The 17626-nt window shown below is 66.2% G+C and carries 16 protein-coding genes; 6 read left to right on the top strand and 10 right to left on the bottom strand.

Going from position 1 to position 17626, the window contains the following annotated elements; all coding sequences use genetic code 11:
• The first annotated feature begins 68 nt into the window (after positions 1–68).
• Positions 69–713 (top strand): cysteine hydrolase family protein, encoded by a 645-nt coding sequence (locus ACFU4Z_RS25860; RefSeq protein ID WP_379067394.1) that lies wholly within the window; start codon positions 69–71, stop codon positions 711–713.
• On the opposite strand, the gene ACFU4Z_RS25855 is transcribed toward ACFU4Z_RS25860, so the two are convergent.
• The gene (locus ACFU4Z_RS25855) at positions 676–1881 is read right to left on the bottom strand and encodes an esterase/lipase family protein (RefSeq protein WP_379067352.1); all 1206 of its coding nucleotides are present in this window, start codon (positions 1879–1881) and stop codon (positions 676–678) included. The two genes, ACFU4Z_RS25860 and ACFU4Z_RS25855, sit on opposite strands and share 38 nt — an antisense overlap.
• Before the next feature lie 502 nt (positions 1882–2383).
• On the opposite strand from ACFU4Z_RS25855, the gene ACFU4Z_RS25850 reads away from it, so the two are divergent.
• Entirely contained in the window at positions 2384–3517 is a 1134-nt protein-coding gene (locus tag ACFU4Z_RS25850) for a fused (3R)-hydroxyacyl-ACP dehydratase subunits HadA/HadB (protein ID WP_379067350.1), read from the top strand.
• On the opposite strand, the gene ACFU4Z_RS25845 is transcribed toward ACFU4Z_RS25850, so the two are convergent.
• The 4 genes from ACFU4Z_RS25845 to ACFU4Z_RS25830 form a co-directional block, all read right to left on the bottom strand.
• Positions 3409–4452 (bottom strand): LLM class flavin-dependent oxidoreductase, encoded by a 1044-nt coding sequence (locus ACFU4Z_RS25845; RefSeq protein ID WP_379067347.1) that lies wholly within the window; start codon positions 4450–4452, stop codon positions 3409–3411. The genes ACFU4Z_RS25850 and ACFU4Z_RS25845 overlap by 109 nt on opposite strands.
• Before the next feature lie 55 nt (positions 4453–4507).
• The gene (locus tag ACFU4Z_RS25840; protein ID WP_379067345.1) at positions 4508–4891 is read right to left on the bottom strand and encodes an antibiotic biosynthesis monooxygenase; all 384 of its coding nucleotides are present in this window, start codon (positions 4889–4891) and stop codon (positions 4508–4510) included.
• A gap of 139 nt (positions 4892–5030) precedes the next feature.
• Positions 5031–6047, bottom strand: coding sequence for an alpha/beta hydrolase (locus ACFU4Z_RS25835; protein ID WP_379067343.1), 1017 nt, complete (start codon positions 6045–6047; stop codon positions 5031–5033).
• Between the two features lie 8 nt (positions 6048–6055).
• Positions 6056–7006 carry an acyl-ACP desaturase gene (locus ACFU4Z_RS25830; protein WP_379067341.1) on the bottom strand — a complete coding sequence of 317 codons (951 nt, stop codon included), beginning with the start codon at positions 7004–7006 and terminating at the stop codon, positions 6056–6058.
• Between the two features lie 256 nt (positions 7007–7262).
• On the opposite strand from ACFU4Z_RS25830, the gene ACFU4Z_RS25825 reads away from it, so the two are divergent.
• Together ACFU4Z_RS25825 and ACFU4Z_RS25820 are read left to right on the top strand one after the other, a co-directional pair.
• Positions 7263–7493 (top strand): hypothetical protein, encoded by a 231-nt coding sequence (locus ACFU4Z_RS25825; RefSeq protein ID WP_379067339.1) that lies wholly within the window; start codon positions 7263–7265, stop codon positions 7491–7493.
• Between the two features lie 178 nt (positions 7494–7671).
• Entirely contained in the window at positions 7672–9222 is a 1551-nt protein-coding gene (locus tag ACFU4Z_RS25820; RefSeq protein WP_379067337.1) for an acyl-CoA carboxylase subunit beta, read from the top strand.
• Between the two features lie 227 nt (positions 9223–9449).
• On the opposite strand, the gene ACFU4Z_RS25815 is transcribed toward ACFU4Z_RS25820, so the two are convergent.
• Both ACFU4Z_RS25815 and ACFU4Z_RS25810 read right to left on the bottom strand, forming a co-directional pair.
• A complete protein-coding gene (locus tag ACFU4Z_RS25815; RefSeq protein WP_379067335.1) occupies positions 9450–9986 on the bottom strand; it encodes a hypothetical protein in 537 nt (178 codons plus the stop codon).
• A gap of 68 nt (positions 9987–10054) precedes the next feature.
• A complete protein-coding gene (locus ACFU4Z_RS25810; protein WP_379067333.1) occupies positions 10055–10702 on the bottom strand; it encodes a TetR/AcrR family transcriptional regulator in 648 nt (215 codons plus the stop codon).
• Positions 10703–11031: 329 nt separating this feature from the next.
• Between ACFU4Z_RS25810 and ACFU4Z_RS25805 the strand changes: the two genes are divergently transcribed.
• Positions 11032–11292: a carboxyl transferase domain-containing protein gene (locus ACFU4Z_RS25805; protein WP_379067331.1), complete on the top strand. Its 261-nt coding sequence runs from the start codon at positions 11032–11034 to the stop codon at positions 11290–11292.
• A 55-nt stretch (positions 11293–11347) separates the two neighbouring features.
• Positions 11348–13417 carry an AMP-binding protein gene (locus tag ACFU4Z_RS25800; RefSeq protein WP_379067329.1) on the top strand — a complete coding sequence of 690 codons (2070 nt, stop codon included), beginning with the start codon at positions 11348–11350 and terminating at the stop codon, positions 13415–13417.
• Between the two features lie 11 nt (positions 13418–13428).
• Here the strand turns inward: ACFU4Z_RS25800 and ACFU4Z_RS25795 are convergent, their stop codons facing one another.
• The 3 genes from ACFU4Z_RS25795 to ACFU4Z_RS25785 all read right to left on the bottom strand — a co-directional run bounded on the left by ACFU4Z_RS25795 (position 13429) and on the right by ACFU4Z_RS25785 (position 17475).
• Entirely contained in the window at positions 13429–14379 is a 951-nt protein-coding gene (locus ACFU4Z_RS25795) for a helix-turn-helix domain-containing protein (protein ID WP_379067327.1), read from the bottom strand.
• A 378-nt stretch (positions 14380–14757) separates the two neighbouring features.
• Entirely contained in the window at positions 14758–15840 is a 1083-nt protein-coding gene (locus ACFU4Z_RS25790) for a fused (3R)-hydroxyacyl-ACP dehydratase subunits HadA/HadB (RefSeq protein ID WP_379067325.1), read from the bottom strand.
• Between the two features lie 192 nt (positions 15841–16032).
• A complete protein-coding gene (locus ACFU4Z_RS25785) occupies positions 16033–17475 on the bottom strand; it encodes a lipase family protein (protein ID WP_379067323.1) in 1443 nt (480 codons plus the stop codon).
• Positions 17476–17626 lie beyond the last annotated feature (151 nt).

Below are 17626 nucleotides of genomic sequence, written 5' to 3'. Positions count from 1 at the left end.
TGAAGCCCCCGCGCCCGCATACGGCGCCCGAATTTCCATCCCCGCATAGAAAGTCGAAACGAATGTCGATGAATGCTGCCTCGAGCACCCTCCGAAGCGTGATCGGTCTGGACAATCAGCTACCACGGCTGGCCGATGCCGCAGTGATCATGATCGATTTCCAGAACACCTACCGCCACGGCGTGATGGCCGTGGACGGCGCCGAACAGGCGCTGGCCGCAGGCGCCCGATTGCTGACGGCCGCACGAGAATCGCACCGGCCGGTAGTGCACATCATCAACGACGGCGGCCCCGGCACGCCCTATGACATTCGCGCCGACATCGGAGCGATCAGTGGCCCGGTCGCACCGCGGTCCGGAGAGCCGGTCGTGGTCAAGCAGTTCCCGAACGCATTCCACGACACCGATCTCGAGCAGACCCTGCAACGACTCGGTGTAGGCCAGGAACTGGTGCTGGCCGGATTCATGACCCACATGTGCGTGAGCTACACCGCGCAAGGCGCGTTCAATCTCGGATACCGCCCGACCGTCGTCGCCGAGGCCACCGCCACCCGGTCCCTGCCCAGCCCGCAGGGCCCCACCGTCCACTCCGCCGTGCTGCACACCGCGGCCCTGACCACCATCGCCGACCTGTTCGGCGTCGTGGCCGCAACCGTCGACGACCTCGTTCCTCAGCCTACAGCGATCCACCACCGCCGATCACCCACGGATTGAAGGCGCATTCCAGGGTCGGGTGTCCGACCGGGTCCAGCGCGCGCAGCGCAATCGACAGTGCGCGTGGCGAATAGAGGATGGTCAGGTGGTCGGAGAGATCCTGTTCGCAACCGTCCTGCAGGGTGATGTTCTGCACCGTCGCACCCGGTCCAGGCTGCAGGAACGTCAGGGCGTATGGGTTGGTGATCTCGTCATAGCGAGTGCCGACGACCGTGTAATCGACCCCGGCGACGGTGTCGCCGTTGGCATTCAGCTTGTTGACGAAGTCCGAGCCGATGGTCTGCTGGATACCGGCGTGGCCGACGAGGATCTCGATGAAGCCGAGAATGTCGATGCCGAAATTATTGATGGCCCTGCCGAGTGCGCCGATCCCGTCGAGGCTGGTGCCGTGGTGAGTGGCGCCGTAGGTGATCAGGTTCTCGACCTTCGCCGCGCCGCCCTCGAACTTCGTGTAGTAGTTCGACATCGAGCCGCCCTGCGAGTGCGCCACGAGATCGACCTCGCTCGCGCCGGTCGCGGCGAGCACCCGATCCACGAATGTCGCGAGCTGTTTCGCCGAGTCCTCGATGTAGCCGGTGCCCATCACACCGGGTAGCACCGAACCGAGACCACCGCCCTCGAGCAGGTTGGCGCGACCGTAGTTGAAGGTGAAGGTGCAGAATCCGGCGTCCTTGATCGGCTGGCCCATATAGGCGAAACCGTTGTACGCGTTCATCCAGGTGCCGTGGACCATGACCACCGGACGCGGATGTTGCGTGGTCGGCTTACAACGCCAGTCGTTGGACCCGGGCGGCGCCGCATTCGGGTGCAGCAGGCCGTAACCGAACGCAGCCAGCCATGAGGTCATCGGCGGTCCGTAGCCGACGGTGTCGGAGGCGTATCCGCCCGAGGAACCCGAGCTGCTACCCGAGCCGCCGTAACAGTTGCCGGACCCATTCCCCGACCCGGCGCCGCTGCCCGAGGTGCATGCGGAGCCGGAGCTGCCCGCGCTGCCGGAGCCGGCGACCGGCGTCCCTGTCCGGCCCGCGGCGATGTAGTCGGCCAGGTTCTGTTCGGTCGGTGCCGACGGGGCCGCACTGGCGAGCACACCCGTCATGCTCATCGTGAGCACCGAGACGCCCATCATCACCGCGACACTCAACGGCCGATCGCTGGTACTTCGTTTCATGACATGCCTTCCTGCAGACCGACAACGTTCGAGCGACAGTGCCGAGGGAGGCCGGTCGACGGCACTGAAACTGGGCCAACGCTAAGACGGTCGAACGCCGAAACACATGTGACAGAAAGGTATCTGGACAACTCACCAAGGCATCCGGTCGTCATAGGGAACCGACACAGCCGTGCGAATCGGCAGGAAAATCGCCATGGGCCGGCGTGCACAACACGTGCTGATCACAACGATGCGTGCACAACACCAAAGAGTCGCGCCCGTATCGGTGAATTCTCCAGATAACCGATGAATCACAGCGCACACGAGATTGCCGGACGAATCATCGATCCCACGGTTTGTCGCCGTTCGAACGCACCTCGGTGGCTGATCAATGGAGGTTCGATGGTCGACACGGTGTCATCGACCGACCGAACTGGTTACTGCACAACATGTTCGGCGGCTCGAGCACTGTTGGGCGCGGTCACAGTGTCCTCGACCCGCGCGCGCAAAAGGAGCAGATATGGGTGACATCGTCGTCGATCAGGTGAATGCCGCGGCTGCTGCACCGGCACCGGCACCGGCGCAGCACCGGTATCGATCGGCAGCGCCCTACATCGTCGGACGTGAAACGATCCGGGAATTCGCGTGCGCCGTGCTGGACTGTCATCCCGCGCACTGGAGCGAGGACGCGGCCGCGGCGCTCGGCTTCGATGGTCTCATCGCGCCTGCGACCTTCGCCGCGATAATCTTGCAGCGGGTTCATCGCGAAATACTCGATACGCTCATCACCGGATGCGACTCGGCCCGCATTCTCCATGCCGACCAGGTATTCGACTTCGGCAGACCGTTGATGGCAGGCGACCGGCTCAGCTGCGACATCTCTGTGGAATCGTTCCGGACTTTCGCGGCCTACAACGTGCTCGCGATCAAGAGTGTGCTCATCGACCGATACGGCGCGGTCGTGCAGACCGGCAACACCGCGCTGCTGGCGCGCACGGGCGGCGCGGACCCCAGCCGCGCCGAGATGGTGCGCAAACTCGCCGTCCATGGATACCGCCCCGCCGAACCCGAACGGCTGCCCGACGTCGTCACGGCGGTGAACTCTGACCGGATCACTCCGGCATCTGGCAGCCGAACACCCTGCACCACGGTCGATTTCGATGCGCTGACGGTGGGCGCCGAACTACCGGTCCTGGCGTTCGACCTGTCACGTGGCGACCTGGTGAACTACGCCGGGGTCACCGGCGACGGCAATCCGGCGCTGTTGAACGAGCAGGTCCCCACCGCCGCGGGTCTGCCGACAGTGGTCGCGCCCCGCATGCTCACACTCGGCCTCGCCGCGAGCTTCCTGAGCGCGTGGCTGGGTGATCCGGCCGCGGTCACCCGGTTTCGCGCCCAGTTCGCGCATCACACGCACTACGTGGGCATCCCGGCGCTGGATACCAGCTCGATCGAGTTCCGCGGACGGGTGACCTCGCTGGACCCCCTCGAGCGCAAGGCGGCCATCGCCATCGACGCACGATCGGACGGCCGCAAGCTCTTCGGCTATGCCGCCGCGGAAGTGCGATTCCCCGAACGGGATCGAGCCGAGGAACCCAGTCCGGTCAGCCGGGCGAGACGGCGGTGCGAATCCAGTCGCGCCGCCCGATCGTAAGTGCTGGTGTGCACCAAGATCTCATCGGCGCCGGTCCGGGTCACCAAGTGCTCCAATGCCTCCGTGACCTCGTCTTCGGTGCCGTGGATATGGTCGCGCAGCGCCTCGTCGAACATCCTGCGCTCCCGCTCGGTCATCGCCATGGCCTCGATGTCCTCGGGTGGGATGAGCACGGGGAACTCACCACGGGTGCGCGAGTAGACATTCGACCACGCCTCCGGCAGCAATAGCCGGTGCGCCTGGTCGGTGGTATCGGCGATGACCACCGCGCCCGAGACGACGACATACGGCTGCGCACCCCACGGCGTCGGGTGGAACTCGTTGCGGTAATCCTCGATCGCCTCGACCATCCGGTCCTCGCCCGCCGCCGCCGCGATCACCAGCGGCAGCCCGAAACGTGCCGCCCGCGCCGCGCCCGAGCCGGTCGCCAGCAAGAACGCGGGCACCCGCAGGCCATCCGCGGGCCAGGCGTGCACTCCGTGGCGACCGTTGCCGACGTACTCCAGCACCTCGGTGAGCTGCGCGTCGAAATCGTCGGCATCGCTCTTCCCGTGCCCGAGCGCGCGGCGCACACCATCGGTGAACCCGACCGACCGGCCGAGACCCATATCGATGCGGCCCGGATACAACGACTCCAGCACCCCGAACTGCTCGGCGACCACAAGCGGCTGATGGTTGGGCAGCATCACACCGCCGGTGCCGATCCGAATCCGCGACGTCGCCGCGGCAGCCGCCGCGGCGAGCACCGTCGGCGCCGACCCCGCCACTCCCGGCACGCTGTGATGCTCGGATACCCAGAAGCGGTGGTAACCCCACTCCTCGGCCAGCCGAGCGAACTCGACGGTCTCGCGCAGCGCCTCGGGATGGGTCTGACCGCGCCGAACGCGGGACCGGTCCAAGATCGAGAACTGGACCGACTGAAGTGCCGAAGTCATACCAACGTCAACGCCGAAGGCGTCGTCTGATTCCGCAGCACCACTGACCAGGGCCTCAGGTCAGGCGGATGCGGGCTTCCTTCCAGGAGAGCGGGATGTCCGCGCGGGTCGCGGTGGAGTCGACGAAGCGGGGGTTGCCCACGCGGCCCGCCATGTCGGCGAGCATCTGCGCGTGTGCGCCGCTGCGCACGAAGTTGTTCATCGCCTCCTGGTCCGACCAGGCGGACAAGGTCCAGAACGTCTTGCTGAACAGGCGTGCGTCGAGCGTGTAGCCGACACAGCCGGGAGCATCGCGCAGTTGGGAGCGGATCTTCAGCGTCCAGCGCAGAAACCGAACGATATCGACGTAGCGGGTCAGCGGCAGCCGGGAGGTCAGCACTTGCAACTGCTCCCCGTCGACAGGCTTATGAACTCCGGAGGTCCAGGGCAAAGTCGGCATAAGTGGGGTCCCGTCATGAAATGGATCGAATGCGGCGCCGCCTCGGGCGAGCGCGGAGCGCCCATCAAGATGACATTCGGTACATCGATCCGCAACTCCAGGCCGAGCCGGGTACGGCTGTGCACCTTTGCCGCGGAGTCTATTTCGGCTCGGGCAGCCCGAGCGCGGGAGCAAGCACGCGCCAGGCGCGCGGCAGCTGTGCCTCGAAATCGGCCCAGGTGTGCATGCCCGTCTGCTGATACTCCACGGTGACGGGGATCTTCAGCTCGCCCAGCCGCGCGGCGAACCGCTCGGTGCACGCGCGCGCTCCGGCCTCCAGCGCTGCGCCCCCACCTGCCAGTTTCAGCGCATCGAGGACGGTCGGCGAGTTGGCCACGGCGACGAGATCCGCGCCGGTCGGCAGGCCGGGCGCGGCCGAGAGGTAGATCGTCGTCCCGCGCAGGCCCTCCGCGCCGAGCACGCTGTCGTGCGCCACCCACTCCGGCGAGGTCGGCGGGCCCCAGAGGTTCTCGACATTACCGCCGCGCGAGGCGACGGTAATGGTGGTGACGGCGTGCCCCAATGGGTCCGCGGTCGAATAGCATCCGCTCATTCCGGCAACGGCGCGAAAACGGCCGGGGTGGCGTTGGGCGAGCATCATCGCCGCCTGCGCACCCATCGACACACCGGCGATCGCACGCCGCCCATCGGACTTCAGTAGCGATTCCGCGATCGGCGGCAGCTCCTGGGTCAGGAAGGTCTCCCACCGGTTCAACCCGAGCGCCGTGTCGTGGCGGGCCCAATCGCTGTACATGCTTCCGGTACCGCCGCTGGTCAATACGACATCGACCGGTTTGTCCGCGAAAAACTCCGCCGCCTTGCCTTTGCTGAGCCAGCCCGAGGTTGCTTCGCCGTCCACACCGTCGAGCAGATACAACGTCGGGCGCGGTCCGGTTCCCGTGCCGTGCAGGACGTCGACGGTGATGACACGCCGCATGGCCGCGGAGGCGATATTCAGACGTTCGCGGTGCGGGCCGAGCCGCTCCTGGCTGATCAGCCCGGTTCTGGTCATCGCAGGATCGATCGGTGGCGGCGGCGCCACCGTCACATCGTCGGCGAGCACGGGCGCAGCACTCACCACGGCGATGGCGACCATCGCCGCGGCAGTGATCGGCACGCGTAGGTTCATCCTGCTGCGGCGACTCGCTCTGCCAGCCGGGCCGCGGCCCGGTCCCGCTGCTCCTCGAAACGCCGTGCCTTGACTTCCAATTCATCCAGGTAGCCGGCCAGCACCTCGCGCGCACGTTCCCCTTCGCCGGATAGGTCGGTGCGGTCGAACACATTCCACGCCCGCAATACCGGACGGACCACGACATCGAGATGCTGCCGCAGGTCATAGATGCCGTTCTTGGCCAGCACGACCGCGTTGCGGCGGAAGTTGGGCTGAGTGAGGCCGGGCATCTGGAACTGGGTCACGATATCCGTGACAGCACACAGCATCCCGTTGGGCGTCAGCTCCAGCGCGGCGGCACTCAGGTTGCGATAAAAGATCATGTGCAGGTTTTCGTCGGCGGCGATCCGCTGCAGCATACGCTCGGCGACGGGTTCTGCGCACGCGGTTGCGGTGTTGCGATGACTGATCCGAGTCGCCAGCTCCTGCAACGTGACATAGGCGACCGAGCGCAGAAATTGCGAACCCTTCACGGGTTTCGCGACGCCGGTGGTCATATGCGCCATCCTGGCCGCTTCCAAGGCCACCGGGTCGACCGCGCGGGTGACCACCAGGTAGTCGCGCAGCACGATCCCGTGCCGGTTCTCCTCGGCGGTCCAGCGCCCGACCCAGGTGCCCCAGACGCCGTCGAGGGAGAACGAGTCAGCGATCTCCCTGTGATAAGACGGCAGGTTGTCCTCGGTGAGCAGATTGGTCACCATAGCGATCTGCGCGACCTCGGAGAGCACCGATTGTCCCGGCTCCCAATCAATTCCGCCCATCGCCGCGAAATTGCGGCCGTCGTCCCACGGCACATAGTCGTGCGGATTCCACGGCCTGGCTTTGCGGAGATGCTCATTGAGATTGCGTTCGGCGACGGGTTCCAGTTCGCGCAGAATGTCGATATCGGTCAACGCGGTTGTCACTCGAAACTCCTTCGGTTGCCCCTGGATCGAGGCGAATTCGACGATAGGGTCGGATATTCGGGCTGTACGACCGATTCGGCGATCGTTGGGTGAGGTGACTACAGATCTGCGCGCCTGCTGGGGATTGTCATAAACTGCCGCGTCACGTCCGACCGTCTCGGGCAGTTCGGCCATCGGATAGAGAGTCCGTGCTGCGGTTTGGTGCTCTCTGGCGACCTGGCGGTGCTCGTCGACATAGGCCGCCGAAGCCGCGGCGGTGACGCTCTCCAGCACCCGCACCAGTAGTCGCGCACCGGCCACCAATCTCGTCGGCGTCGAGGCCGGCGGCCACGTCGGTGAGGAACTCGAGACCGGTCCGGATGCCCGGTCGATCGACGTCGCGACGTCGTCTTCTCGACTCTTCATCAGTGGCCCGGCCGCCACCAGGGACAAACCACAACACACCACAGTGGATCGTCCCGGAGTGCAACCCGCGCCGCCTCCGTGACGAGGTGAGGCGACAGCCGGCCAGAGCGCGCCCGGTGACCTGTGAGCTGCCCCATGACGACCGTCTAGGATGTGTGCTTTGGGTCATATCCTCGATAACATCGAGCGCCGCGCCCCGTATACGACGAGGTCGGCGGAGCAACGGCGACGGCGAGCGAATTCGAAGGGCATCACCACACATGAGCGGTACGCGAGACAAGCTGGAACAGCTGCAGGGCATCCTGGAGCTCGCCCAGGAGCCGGCCGGCGAAGCCGGCATCGCGAAACGCAAGGCCAAAGAGATACCCAGCGCCCGCGAGCGGGTCAGGATGCTGCTCGACGCAGGCAGCTTCATCGAGCTGGGCGCCCTGGTGCGCCAGCCGGGCACGCCGGGCGCGATGTACGGCGACGGCGTGGTGACCGGCCACGGCCGCATCGATGGCAGGCCGGTGGTCGTGATCGCGCATGATCAGACCGTCTTCGGCGGCTCGGTCGGCGAGATGTTCGGCCGCAAAGTCGCCAACGCGCTCGACTTCGCGCTGAACAATGCCTGCCCGGTCGTGGCGATCAACGACTCCGGCGGCGCCAGAATCCAGGACGCGGTGGCCTCGCTGGCCTGGTACGCCCTGATGAGCAGGCGCCAGGGACCACTGTCGGGCTTCGTTCCACAGGTCTCGATCATGCTCGGCAAGTGCGCGGCGGGATCGGTCTACGCGCCGGTCAACACCGACATCCTGATCGCGACCGAGAACTCCTACATGTTCGTCACCGGACCCGAGGTCATCAAGGACGTCACCGGCGAAGCCGTGACCATGGAGGAGCTGGGCGGCGCGCAGGTGCAGGCCGGCAACGGCACCGTCCATCACGTGGCCGAGACCGAGCAGGCCGCCTTCGACTGGGCCAGGAACTACCTCGGTTACCTGCCGTCGAGCGTCATGGAGCAGGGGCCGATCGTGAACCCGGGGCTGGAGCCGGAAATCACCGCCTCCGACCTCGAGCTGGACTCCATCATCCCGGACTCCGATCGCGCGGGCTACGACATGCACGACATCCTGCTGCGCCTGTTCGACGACGGCGATTTCCTGGAGATCGGCGCGGCCACCGCACAGAACCTGATCACCGGCTTCACCCGGGTGGACGGGCGCAGCGTCGGCGTCGTCGCCAACCAGCCGATGGCGCTCGGCGGCGCCATCGACGCCAAATGCTCGGACAAGGCGACGCACTTCATTCGCCTGTGCAATGCCTTCCGGCTTCCGCTGGTGTTCGTCGTGGACACCCCCGGTGTGCTGCCGGGCGTCGAGGAGGAGCGCAACGGCGTCATCAAGCGCGGCGGACGTTTCTTTCGTGCCGTCCTCGAGTCGACCGTCCCGATCGTCACCGTCGTGGTGCGCAAGGCCTATGGCGGCGGCTACGCGGTGATGGGCTGCAAACAGCTCGGCGCGGACATCAGCCTGGCCTGGCCCACCGCACGGATCGCGGTGATGGGCGCGGAGAGCATGGTCACCATCGTCGGCAAGCGGCAGCTGGCCCAGGTGCCCGCCGATCAGCGCGAGGCCGTGCGGGACTACATGATCAACCAGTACAACGAGACCGTCGCGACCCCGTGGATCGCCGCGGAGCGCGGTTACATCGACGCTGTCATCGAACCGTCGCGCACCCGCCTGGAAATCCGCCAGGCGCTGCGGCTGCTGCGCGACAAGGAATCCGCGCTCGAACCCTCGAATCGCAAGCACAGCCTCTTCCCGGTCTAGACGGCGGCGAGAAACCGCCGGTTGTGCTGTGTCACAACGCATACCGGCGGTATTCGTAGCAAGTGCCGATGTTTGTTTCCCGCCGTGCGGCGGTCTGTTCGAGTACCTAACGTTGTCGATGTGCCAGGCCCGCGTTCGCCGCGCAGCGTCCCGGCACGCGGTGTGGCCGCCGACCTCGTCCCTACCCCTGGCCGGCGGTCACACCGCACTCCGTACGAATTTCCGCGCTAGCTCTGGTCCGGGCGGGTGCCGTGGTTGCCCCAGGTGAGTCCCGCTGTGGCCCACTCGGTCTCCCACAGTCGCGAGCGCCTGCGGTCGAGTACGCGCCGCAGCAGGACATAGCAGCTACCGCAGCAGGCGAGCACCGCCAACACCGCGCCGGTAGTGCTGAGCACGGCCTTGCTCAGCGCCCGGGTTTCCGAGGGCGGATGGGTGACCTTTCCCGTGCTGTCGAGCCAAATCTTTACGGTGCCACCGGTTTTCACAATTCCGGTCGCCTGATAGTCGCTGGTGTGGGCGGTGCCGTCGGGATCGCTCCAGGTCACCTTCGCCGGCGTCACCGGCGCATACAGCGGCGTCTTACCGACCTCGACGACCGTCGCGTCGACCTGGTGCAGCTGCGCCGCCTCCGCTTGCGCGACACGAGTTTCGGTCTCGTATACCCGGCCGCCGATCGTCATGACCGCCACCGGAACGACGACGATGAACAACAGCAGCAATAGCGCGCCCGCCACCGATTGAAGGCGATCTTCCCGTCTGCGCATCGGATTACGATCCAATCCGACGCGCCGGCAGGTCCGGCGGACTGCGTTCGCTTGCACCGGCCGTGCGGTCATGACGGTGCCTCCTCGTGATGGATATCGCTGGTCAGCCCGGCGAGAGTGGCGAAGAACCCTTCGATGAGCTCGGGCAGGCTGCTGGGATCCGTGCCGACGGCCCAAGCCTGCAGCGCCGCGATGAGCATCCCGGAGCCCACCGCGACGGCCGCCGCCGGGCGTAGATCCGCTACTGGATCTGTACCCATGCGTGCGGCGATGATGCGCACCGATTCCTGTTGCCCCGCGAGACGGATGCGCTGGTAACCGGCGAACAGTGCGGGCTCGTCGTCGAATCGCTGGAACAGCTCCCAGCGGCGAACAAGCAGTTCCGCACGCGGGCCACTGTATTCGGCATCCAGCCAGTCGTGAATGGCATTGCGATAAGCAGGCAGCGGCGGCTCACCGAGCGGTCTGGCACACAACGCGTCGTTGAACAGGTGCACATCCTGGTCGAGATCGGCGAGCACAGCCTCCTCGATCGATGAGAAGTGCCGACTGAAAGTCCGCCGTGTCACACCGGCGCGCACCGCGATGTCCTCGACCGCCACCGAGTCGAGCCCCCGCTCGGTGAGCAAATCGAACGCAGCAGCCGACATGGCCGCGCGACTGCGCCTCGTGCGCAGCCTCCGGCCATCCAGGTCGACACCATCGTCGCCACCCATGCCGACAGCATAGCAGCTAATTGTCCCATAGGGACAATAGTTGCCCCAGCTGTCGCAAAAATCCAGTTCCCGCACCCCGACAGTCAGCACACACCTCGGCCAGACCTCGACCATCCCCGACCCTTCCCCCACGTCGAGATGAACGCTGATCGCTGGGCAGGACAGGCCTGAGCAAGCCGACGACGACTGCACGCCTGCGGTGAGGCCCGATTGCTTGTCGTGACATCGTCCAACTCCCCTCGGACGGAGCTGTGAGCTGCCCAGCAGGCCGGAGAATCGCTCGGTCGCAGATTCCGCTCCGGATACAGTCCGCTGGGAAGACGAGGACGATGGGCGCGGTCGGCATCGTCGGCAAGCGCAAATTGGCCCAAGTCCCCGCCGACCAGCGGTCCGCCGTGCGAGACTTCATGATCAATAGCTACAACGCAACCGTCGCCACACCGTGGATCGCCGCCGAACGCGGCTATATCGACGCCCTCATCGAACCCGCCCGCACTCGACTGGAAATTCAGCACGCGCTGCGGCTGCTCAGGGAGAAGGAAACCGCAGCCGAACCAAACCCTCGCAAGCACAACCCGTACCCGATGTGAGACCGCGGCGCCGGACCCGCAAGTGACCGGCACCGCCTGCCAGAATTGCACGTAGTTGATTACCGATGTCATCGATGTAGTCGCCGAATACGCGATCGCCCGCAAAGCGGTGTGGGATCTGCTGCTGGATCCGCAAACCTACCCACGAATATTCGAAGGCGTTGGCGCCTGCGAGCCGTTGGAGACCGTCGCAGGCCATCCGGTGCTGCTGGTGCGGGTCGGGTCGGCCGAGGCCGGCATCCGTTCCCACACCATGCAATTGATCGTGGGTCAGGAGCTGGAGAGCTTCGAACTCCGCTTCCCGATGCTCGGCAGCTTCGCCTCGGTTCGGTTGCGCGACGAGCACGGGCAGACCAAGATCTGGGTCACCTATTTCGCGCCGGGCCGAGTGCATCCACATCTGGCCGAGCTGACCAATGCCGCGATCATCGATTGGACGAACGCCGGCCTGCGATTGCTTGCTGACCTCGTCCGTGCCGCGCCGACCTCGGTGATCGTCAACGGCGAGAACTCGCCCATGCGGCTCAGGGCGGGTGTAGCGAAACAGATCATGACCTCCGGGGTGGGTCGCACCTATCGACCGGACTCGGCGTTCCGGCAGCTGCGGCGTCTGGCCGAATGGGGATTCAACCTGGCCGGTGGCTACGCCGCCGCGGCCGTGCAGTCCCCGCACCGTCCGGCCGTCATCGACTGCCGCGGGCAGCGCACCTTCACCGAGATGCACGACCGCACCCAGGCCTTGGCCGCCGCGATGGCGGCACTCGGGCTGAACGCGGGAGACGCGGTCGGACTGCTGGCGCGCAATCACGCGGGCATGGTGGAAACCATGGTCGCCGCAGGCAAGCTCGGTATCGATGCCGTGCTGCTGAACACCGGGCTGCCCGCCCGGCGGATCGAGGAGATCGTGCAGCGCGACAAGCTGTCCGCGCTGTTCGTGGACGCCGAATTCGATCCGCTCGTCCAGTATCTGCACGCCGACATCCCCCGCTACACCACCGACGACTCTCCGCCGACGCCGGGCGGAACCACGATCGATGATCTGATAGCACAGGGGCACAAGGACTTTCGAAGGCCGACGCAACCGGGCAAACTGGTCGTGCTCACCTCGGGTACCTCCGGCACACCGAAGGGCGCCCGCCGCCCGCACCCGAAGGGCTTCGGGACCATCGCCGCCCTGCTGTCCCGGATTCCGTTCCGCATGAACGACACCATGCTCATCCCAGCCCCGCTGTTCCACACCTGGGGCCTCGCGGCACTGCAGATGAGCACGCCGCTACGCGCGACGGTGGTGCTGCCGGAACATTTCGACGCCGAGGACTGCCTGCGCCTGATCGCCGAGCATCACGTGACGACGCTGATCGCCGTGCCGATCATGGTGCATCGCATCCTCGAGTTGCCTGCACCGGTGCGCGCTCGCTACGACACCTCCAGTCTGCGGGTCGTCGCCAGTTGCGGAGCACCGCTCGCGGCCGCGACGGTGCTGAATTTCATGGACACCTTCGGCGACATCCTCTACAACGTGTACGGCTCGACAGAGGTCTCCTGGGCGACCATCGCCGACCCGGACGATCTGCGAACCGCGCCGACCACCGCGGGCCGTCCGCCGCTCGGCACCAGGATCGGCGTCCTCGGGCCCGATCTGAAACCGCTGCCGGTCGGCGCGACCGGGCACATCTTCGTCGGCAATCACATGCTGTTCGACGGTTACGTCAATGCCGCACCGCCCAGCGAGGCCGACGGCATGCTCGACACCGGCGATCTCGGCTACCTCGATGCCGCGGGGCGGCTGTTCATCGCGGGCCGCGACGACGAGATGATCATTTCCGGCGGCGAGAACGTCTTCCCACGGCCGGTCGAGGAGGCGCTTTCCCATCTCCCCCAGGTCAGCGAGGTGGCGGTGGTCGGCGTGCCGGATAACGAATATGGCCAGCGGCTGGCCGCCTTCGTGGTGAAAAGGGAAGGTGCGGGCCTGGATTCGGACATGGTGCGCAGCTATGTCCGGCATCGGCTCAGCCGCTTCTCGGTGCCACGCGACGTCACCTTTCTCAACGACCTGCCACGCGGCGAGACCGGAAAGATCCTCAAACGGCTGCTCGGCGCACCGGACGCGAACGAGGCGACGTAGGCGCGCTGCGACTACTGCCGATCGCCGGTGTCCGACGGCCGATCAACGGTGCGTGGCATCCGCTCCCTTAGCGCTTCGAGCAGTCCGACGGTGTATTCCGGCGGCGCGGCATGCACCGACAGCACGTTCACCACCCGGAGATAGGCATCGAGATCGGCTCGCTTGTCCAGGTACAGGGCGCTGGTCAGCTGCTGGAGGTAGACGATGTCGGGCAGGTCGGGCTCCGCGAACCGGAGCATGGTGAACGCACCGTCCGCGATCGCGGGTCCGCCGACATGATCGGCGACAACCTGGACGCTGATATGCGGTTGCGCGGCGAGCCGGACCAGGTGGTCCAACTGTCCACGCCACACGGTCGAACCGCCGATCGGACGCCGCAATGCCGCCTCGTCGACTATCACCCAGAACTGCGGCGGGTCACGGCGCGCCAAAATCTGTTGCCGGCGCATACGCAACGCCACCCGTCGTTCGATCGCGTCGTCCCGCTCGTCCGGATGTGCGAGAGTCAGCAGGGCGCGGGCATAGTCGGCGGTCTGTAACAGTTCGGGCACTGCTCGCGGCTCGTAGCAGCGAATCAGGCGGGCCGCCTGCTCCAGGCCGAGATAGGTGTCGAACCACTTGGGCAGCCAGTCGGTGTCGCGGTGCCACCAGCCGGATGCGCTGGCCTGCTGCGCCAGCTCGATGAACTCCGCCAACTCCTCGGGATCGGTGACCCCGTAGAAGGCGAGCAGATCGACGAGGTCGCGCTGCCGGAAACCGACCCGGCCCAGCTCTAGTCGGCTGATCTTCGAATGTGATCCGCGAATGGCCTCTCCCGCGTCCTCACGGCTGATCCCACAAGCCTCCCGCAGCCGTCGCATGCGGCCGCCGAGAATCATGCGCAGTACCGTGGGTCCACCGTCGGCGGCCACACGTCCGGCAATCGGGGCGCCATCCCCTTCTCGTAGCTCCGAAGCAGGCATGCTCTGAGTCTGCCATGTCACGACCGTGACTTTCTACGGCCAAAGTGCCTCAACCGCACAGATATTCGTGCACATGCACAGGCATCCGAGGCACCTCGAATTCACCGGTCACCCCGCGATTCCATTGTGACAATCCCACGCAGGTCGACAGTCGTACCCGGCATCGCACAATTCCACGACGACCGCCTCTCGATCGGCGTGTCGGATGAATGCGCTCATCTCACGGCTTCGACACCGGCCTTCCCGCAGCGACCTCCCCCGCAGAAAAGAGGGCTCGAAGCCGCACCGAGAGGCCGCCCCCTGTTCCGCAGCCACGCGCCTACGTCGCGAAGCACCCGCCTGGGCGGCCTCCCCCTATCTGGTCCCTACCCCCGCGGATCAGCGCAGGAGAACTTCTGCCGTCGCGCGCCCGAACAGCTTCCTGCCGCCGGAAGTGGCGGCGAGGGCGACTGTCGCCGCACGGCGATCGGGATCGAGCGACTTGATCCGACCACGGAACTCGATCCGGCTGTGCTCGGTTTGCGCGACTGACGCGAACCCGGCGAACCGCACACCGTATGCGGTGACGGCGGCCGGATCACCCAGCCATTCGGTGAGATACCCCGCGCCGAGGCCCATGGTCAGCAGTCCGTGCGACACCACATCGGGCAGGCCCGCGGCGACGGCGACGTGGTCGCTGAAGTGGATAGGATTCGAATCACCCGACACCCCAGCGTAATTCACCAGGTCGCCGCGAGTGAGCGACACCGAATGAGCAGGCAGTTCGGCGCCGACCCGCAGCTGGTCGAAGGTGGGGACGCTGCAGCGCTCCCGGGCCTGCGTCTCATCGACCGGCTCCGAGGGCAGGTCGTCGAAGCACTCGACGATTTCTGTATCCGTAATCGGGTATGCGCGCCGCTCGGCCGCGCCGAGCCTATCGGCAAGTGCCTGACCGTTCATGATGACGCCGTCGACCGCCGCTGCGATGTCCGGGGCGACCTCGGTGCCGGTGCGCGCCACCACCGTGGTGAACGCGGTCTGCAACAGCTCCTTGTGCTGGTTGGTGAGCACGTTCTTGGTCACCATGAAGTCGTTGTCGCCGAACTGACGGAACGACTCGATGAACGAATCGCAGCGCAATTGGTCACCCGCGACGAGCGGCCGATGCATGTGGATGTTCTGCTCGGTCTGCAGAACCTGGCTGATGTCGTAGCCGGTGATCACGGATTCGAACATCTTGCGCTGCATCAGCAGCCACACGATCGAGGGAAAGGTGAGCGGCGCGATCAGCCCGTCGTAGCCCAGCTCCGATGCTGCCGATTCCTGCCTGTGCGCCGGGTGGTAGTCCTGCACGGCACGGGCGAATTCGCGGATCTTCTCCCGCCCGACCTCGTAGTGATCGGTCATCCGATAATGCCGGCCGACCGTGGCCCGTGCCTGGTGTGACGCCTGTTTCGGCCCTACGGCCGCGGTTTTGTTCATCTGTCTCTTTCGCCGATCCGGTCTGGCACCCCGCCCGGACCGACCGACCGTGCCGGCACGGAGGACAGTGCTCGCGGCGCCCGACGGAAGGTCTGGGCACCGCGACAACGGGCAACGCACAACACACTCACATGTCATAGATCGCCGATTCCGCGGCAAGCGCAACGAGCAGGTGCGTCAGACCCGTGGTTCTCAGCATTCGTCGGGTGCGGGCACGCCCTGTAGTCGCTGATCCAGCCAGACCATCGCCTCCGGATAGCCGAGGCCCGCGGCGATGATGTGCTCGCCGAGCACGCGGCGATAGACCGCGGGGACACCGAGACCGCACTGCTCACGATAGAGATTGCGAGCTCCCTCGGCCGGAATCCAGAATTCCTGCTCACCGTTGTAGATATAGAGCGGCGTCGCCGACTTCATGCCTGCCATCCTGGTCACCCGGTAGATCTCCGCGGCAAGCTCGGAGTGCAGCGGGTCGGCGAAGTTCGCGGCCACATCGATGGGCAGCATGAGCACACCGGCAATCCCGAAGCCGCTGATACACATGTCTTTCAGCGGCGAGGTCGCCGCCCACTGCGCCAGGTTGTTCATCCGCGCGAGTATCTCCGGACGTTCCCTGCCGATGGCGAAAGTCGCGGCCATGAACACCGCCGAGGCGAGATTGCCGTTCATACTCCGCGAGAGGATCTCGAAATCGGCGGGCACCCCGCCCAGCGCGGCTCCGACGATCACCTCGGCCAACTCCGGCGCATAGCTGTCGATCAGTTTGACCGCGCCGTGGGTGGCGATCGCGCCGCCGGAATATCCGGCCATCGCGAACTTGCTGTCCCCGAATTCCTCCGGCCGCAGCTCGCGCACCGCGCGAATCGCGTCGAGCACGGCATGACCGGCCACATACGGCTCCGCATAGGCCATCCAGGGGCCCTCGTGATCGGGAATCAGCACGGCATACCCGCGCAGCATCGCCAATTGCGTTGTCGGCGGGATGAAATCGGTCAAGCTGGTCTTCGTCGAGAACCCGTGCGCAAAACTGTAGCCGGGTGTGCACTCACGGCCGAGGGCATCGATCGGCAGGTTGTTGACCACCACGGGCCTGCTGCCAAGGCCCGTCCACGCGGTGGTCGGCACAACCAGCGTCGCCGTCGCATACGACGGCAGCCCGTGCGCGTCGGTGGTGCGGAACTTGAGCAACAACGCCTGTCTGATGGGGATGAGAATCAGCGGCCCGGCGGTGGGGGTGATGTCCCTGACCTCGAGCAACTGGCCCTCGACGAGGTCCTCCAGGTTCGCGGGCCACGCGTCGAAGATCGGATCACCGACCGGTGCGGGCAGCACCGCCTGCCGCAGTGCGGCGAGCGCTGGCGTCAGACCCGCGGCCGGCAGCATCGGGTCGGGTTGCGGCGACGCCGCCGCGAACGGGATGGGCGCCGGGGGCACCACCCGGTCGATCCATTCTTGCAGGCCGGGTAGCAGTGAGCCGTTCCCCGGAGTAAACAGCCCTGGCAGTCCCGAAAGATCGGATAGCGCAGGCAATCCCGGCGGTGCGGTCGGGTCGGGCGGCGGCTCCGCGGCGGCCTGCCCGAGCACCGGCGGGCACACCAGCAACAGAGCGAAGAACAAGGCACGCAAACATCTCATGACACACCCTCTGCGTGCGACGTCGGTTGCCTGGTGCGGGAGATGACGGGACTCCTCGACTCCCGAAATGCCCCCTGTCGCACCGGGGCTCGAAAAGTCAGGCTAACCCGCCGTGCATGGTCCGAGATTCCGCTGTGCCCGACTTGTGTGT

The organism is Nocardia sp. NPDC057440 (assembly GCF_042802915.1).
In the GTDB taxonomy this organism is placed as follows: domain Bacteria; phylum Actinomycetota; class Actinomycetes; order Mycobacteriales; family Mycobacteriaceae; genus Nocardia.
The sequence above is the reverse complement of the archived record's forward strand: the minus strand, read 5'-3'. Positions and strand labels throughout refer to the sequence as shown.

Bases quoted from the DNA above. Each gene is read 5' to 3' on its own strand.
- ACFU4Z_RS25815 (WP_379067335.1), bottom strand. From the start codon at position 9,986: ATGCGCAGACGGGAAGATCGCCTTCAATCGGTGGCGGGCGCGCTATTG.
- ACFU4Z_RS25810 (WP_379067333.1), bottom strand. From the start codon at position 10,702: ATGGGTGGCGACGATGGTGTCGACCTGGATGGCCGGAGGCTGCGCACG.
- ACFU4Z_RS25795 (WP_379067327.1), bottom strand. From the start codon at position 14,379: ATGCCTGCTTCGGAGCTACGAGAAGGGGATGGCGCCCCGATTGCCGGA.
- ACFU4Z_RS25820 (WP_379067337.1), top strand. From the start codon at position 7,672: ATGAGCGGTACGCGAGACAAGCTGGAACAGCTGCAGGGCATCCTGGAG.
- ACFU4Z_RS25855 (WP_379067352.1), bottom strand. From the start codon at position 1,881: ATGAAACGAAGTACCAGCGATCGGCCGTTGAGTGTCGCGGTGATGATG.
- ACFU4Z_RS25850 (WP_379067350.1), top strand. From the start codon at position 2,384: ATGGGTGACATCGTCGTCGATCAGGTGAATGCCGCGGCTGCTGCACCG.
- ACFU4Z_RS25790 (WP_379067325.1), bottom strand. From the start codon at position 15,840: ATGAACAAAACCGCGGCCGTAGGGCCGAAACAGGCGTCACACCAGGCA.
- ACFU4Z_RS25845 (WP_379067347.1), bottom strand. From the start codon at position 4,452: ATGACTTCGGCACTTCAGTCGGTCCAGTTCTCGATCTTGGACCGGTCC.
- ACFU4Z_RS25840 (WP_379067345.1), bottom strand. From the start codon at position 4,891: ATGCCGACTTTGCCCTGGACCTCCGGAGTTCATAAGCCTGTCGACGGG.
- ACFU4Z_RS25805 (WP_379067331.1), top strand. From the start codon at position 11,032: ATGGGCGCGGTCGGCATCGTCGGCAAGCGCAAATTGGCCCAAGTCCCC.
- ACFU4Z_RS25785 (WP_379067323.1), bottom strand. From the start codon at position 17,475: ATGAGATGTTTGCGTGCCTTGTTCTTCGCTCTGTTGCTGGTGTGCCCG.
- ACFU4Z_RS25860 (WP_379067394.1), top strand. From the start codon at position 69: ATGAATGCTGCCTCGAGCACCCTCCGAAGCGTGATCGGTCTGGACAAT.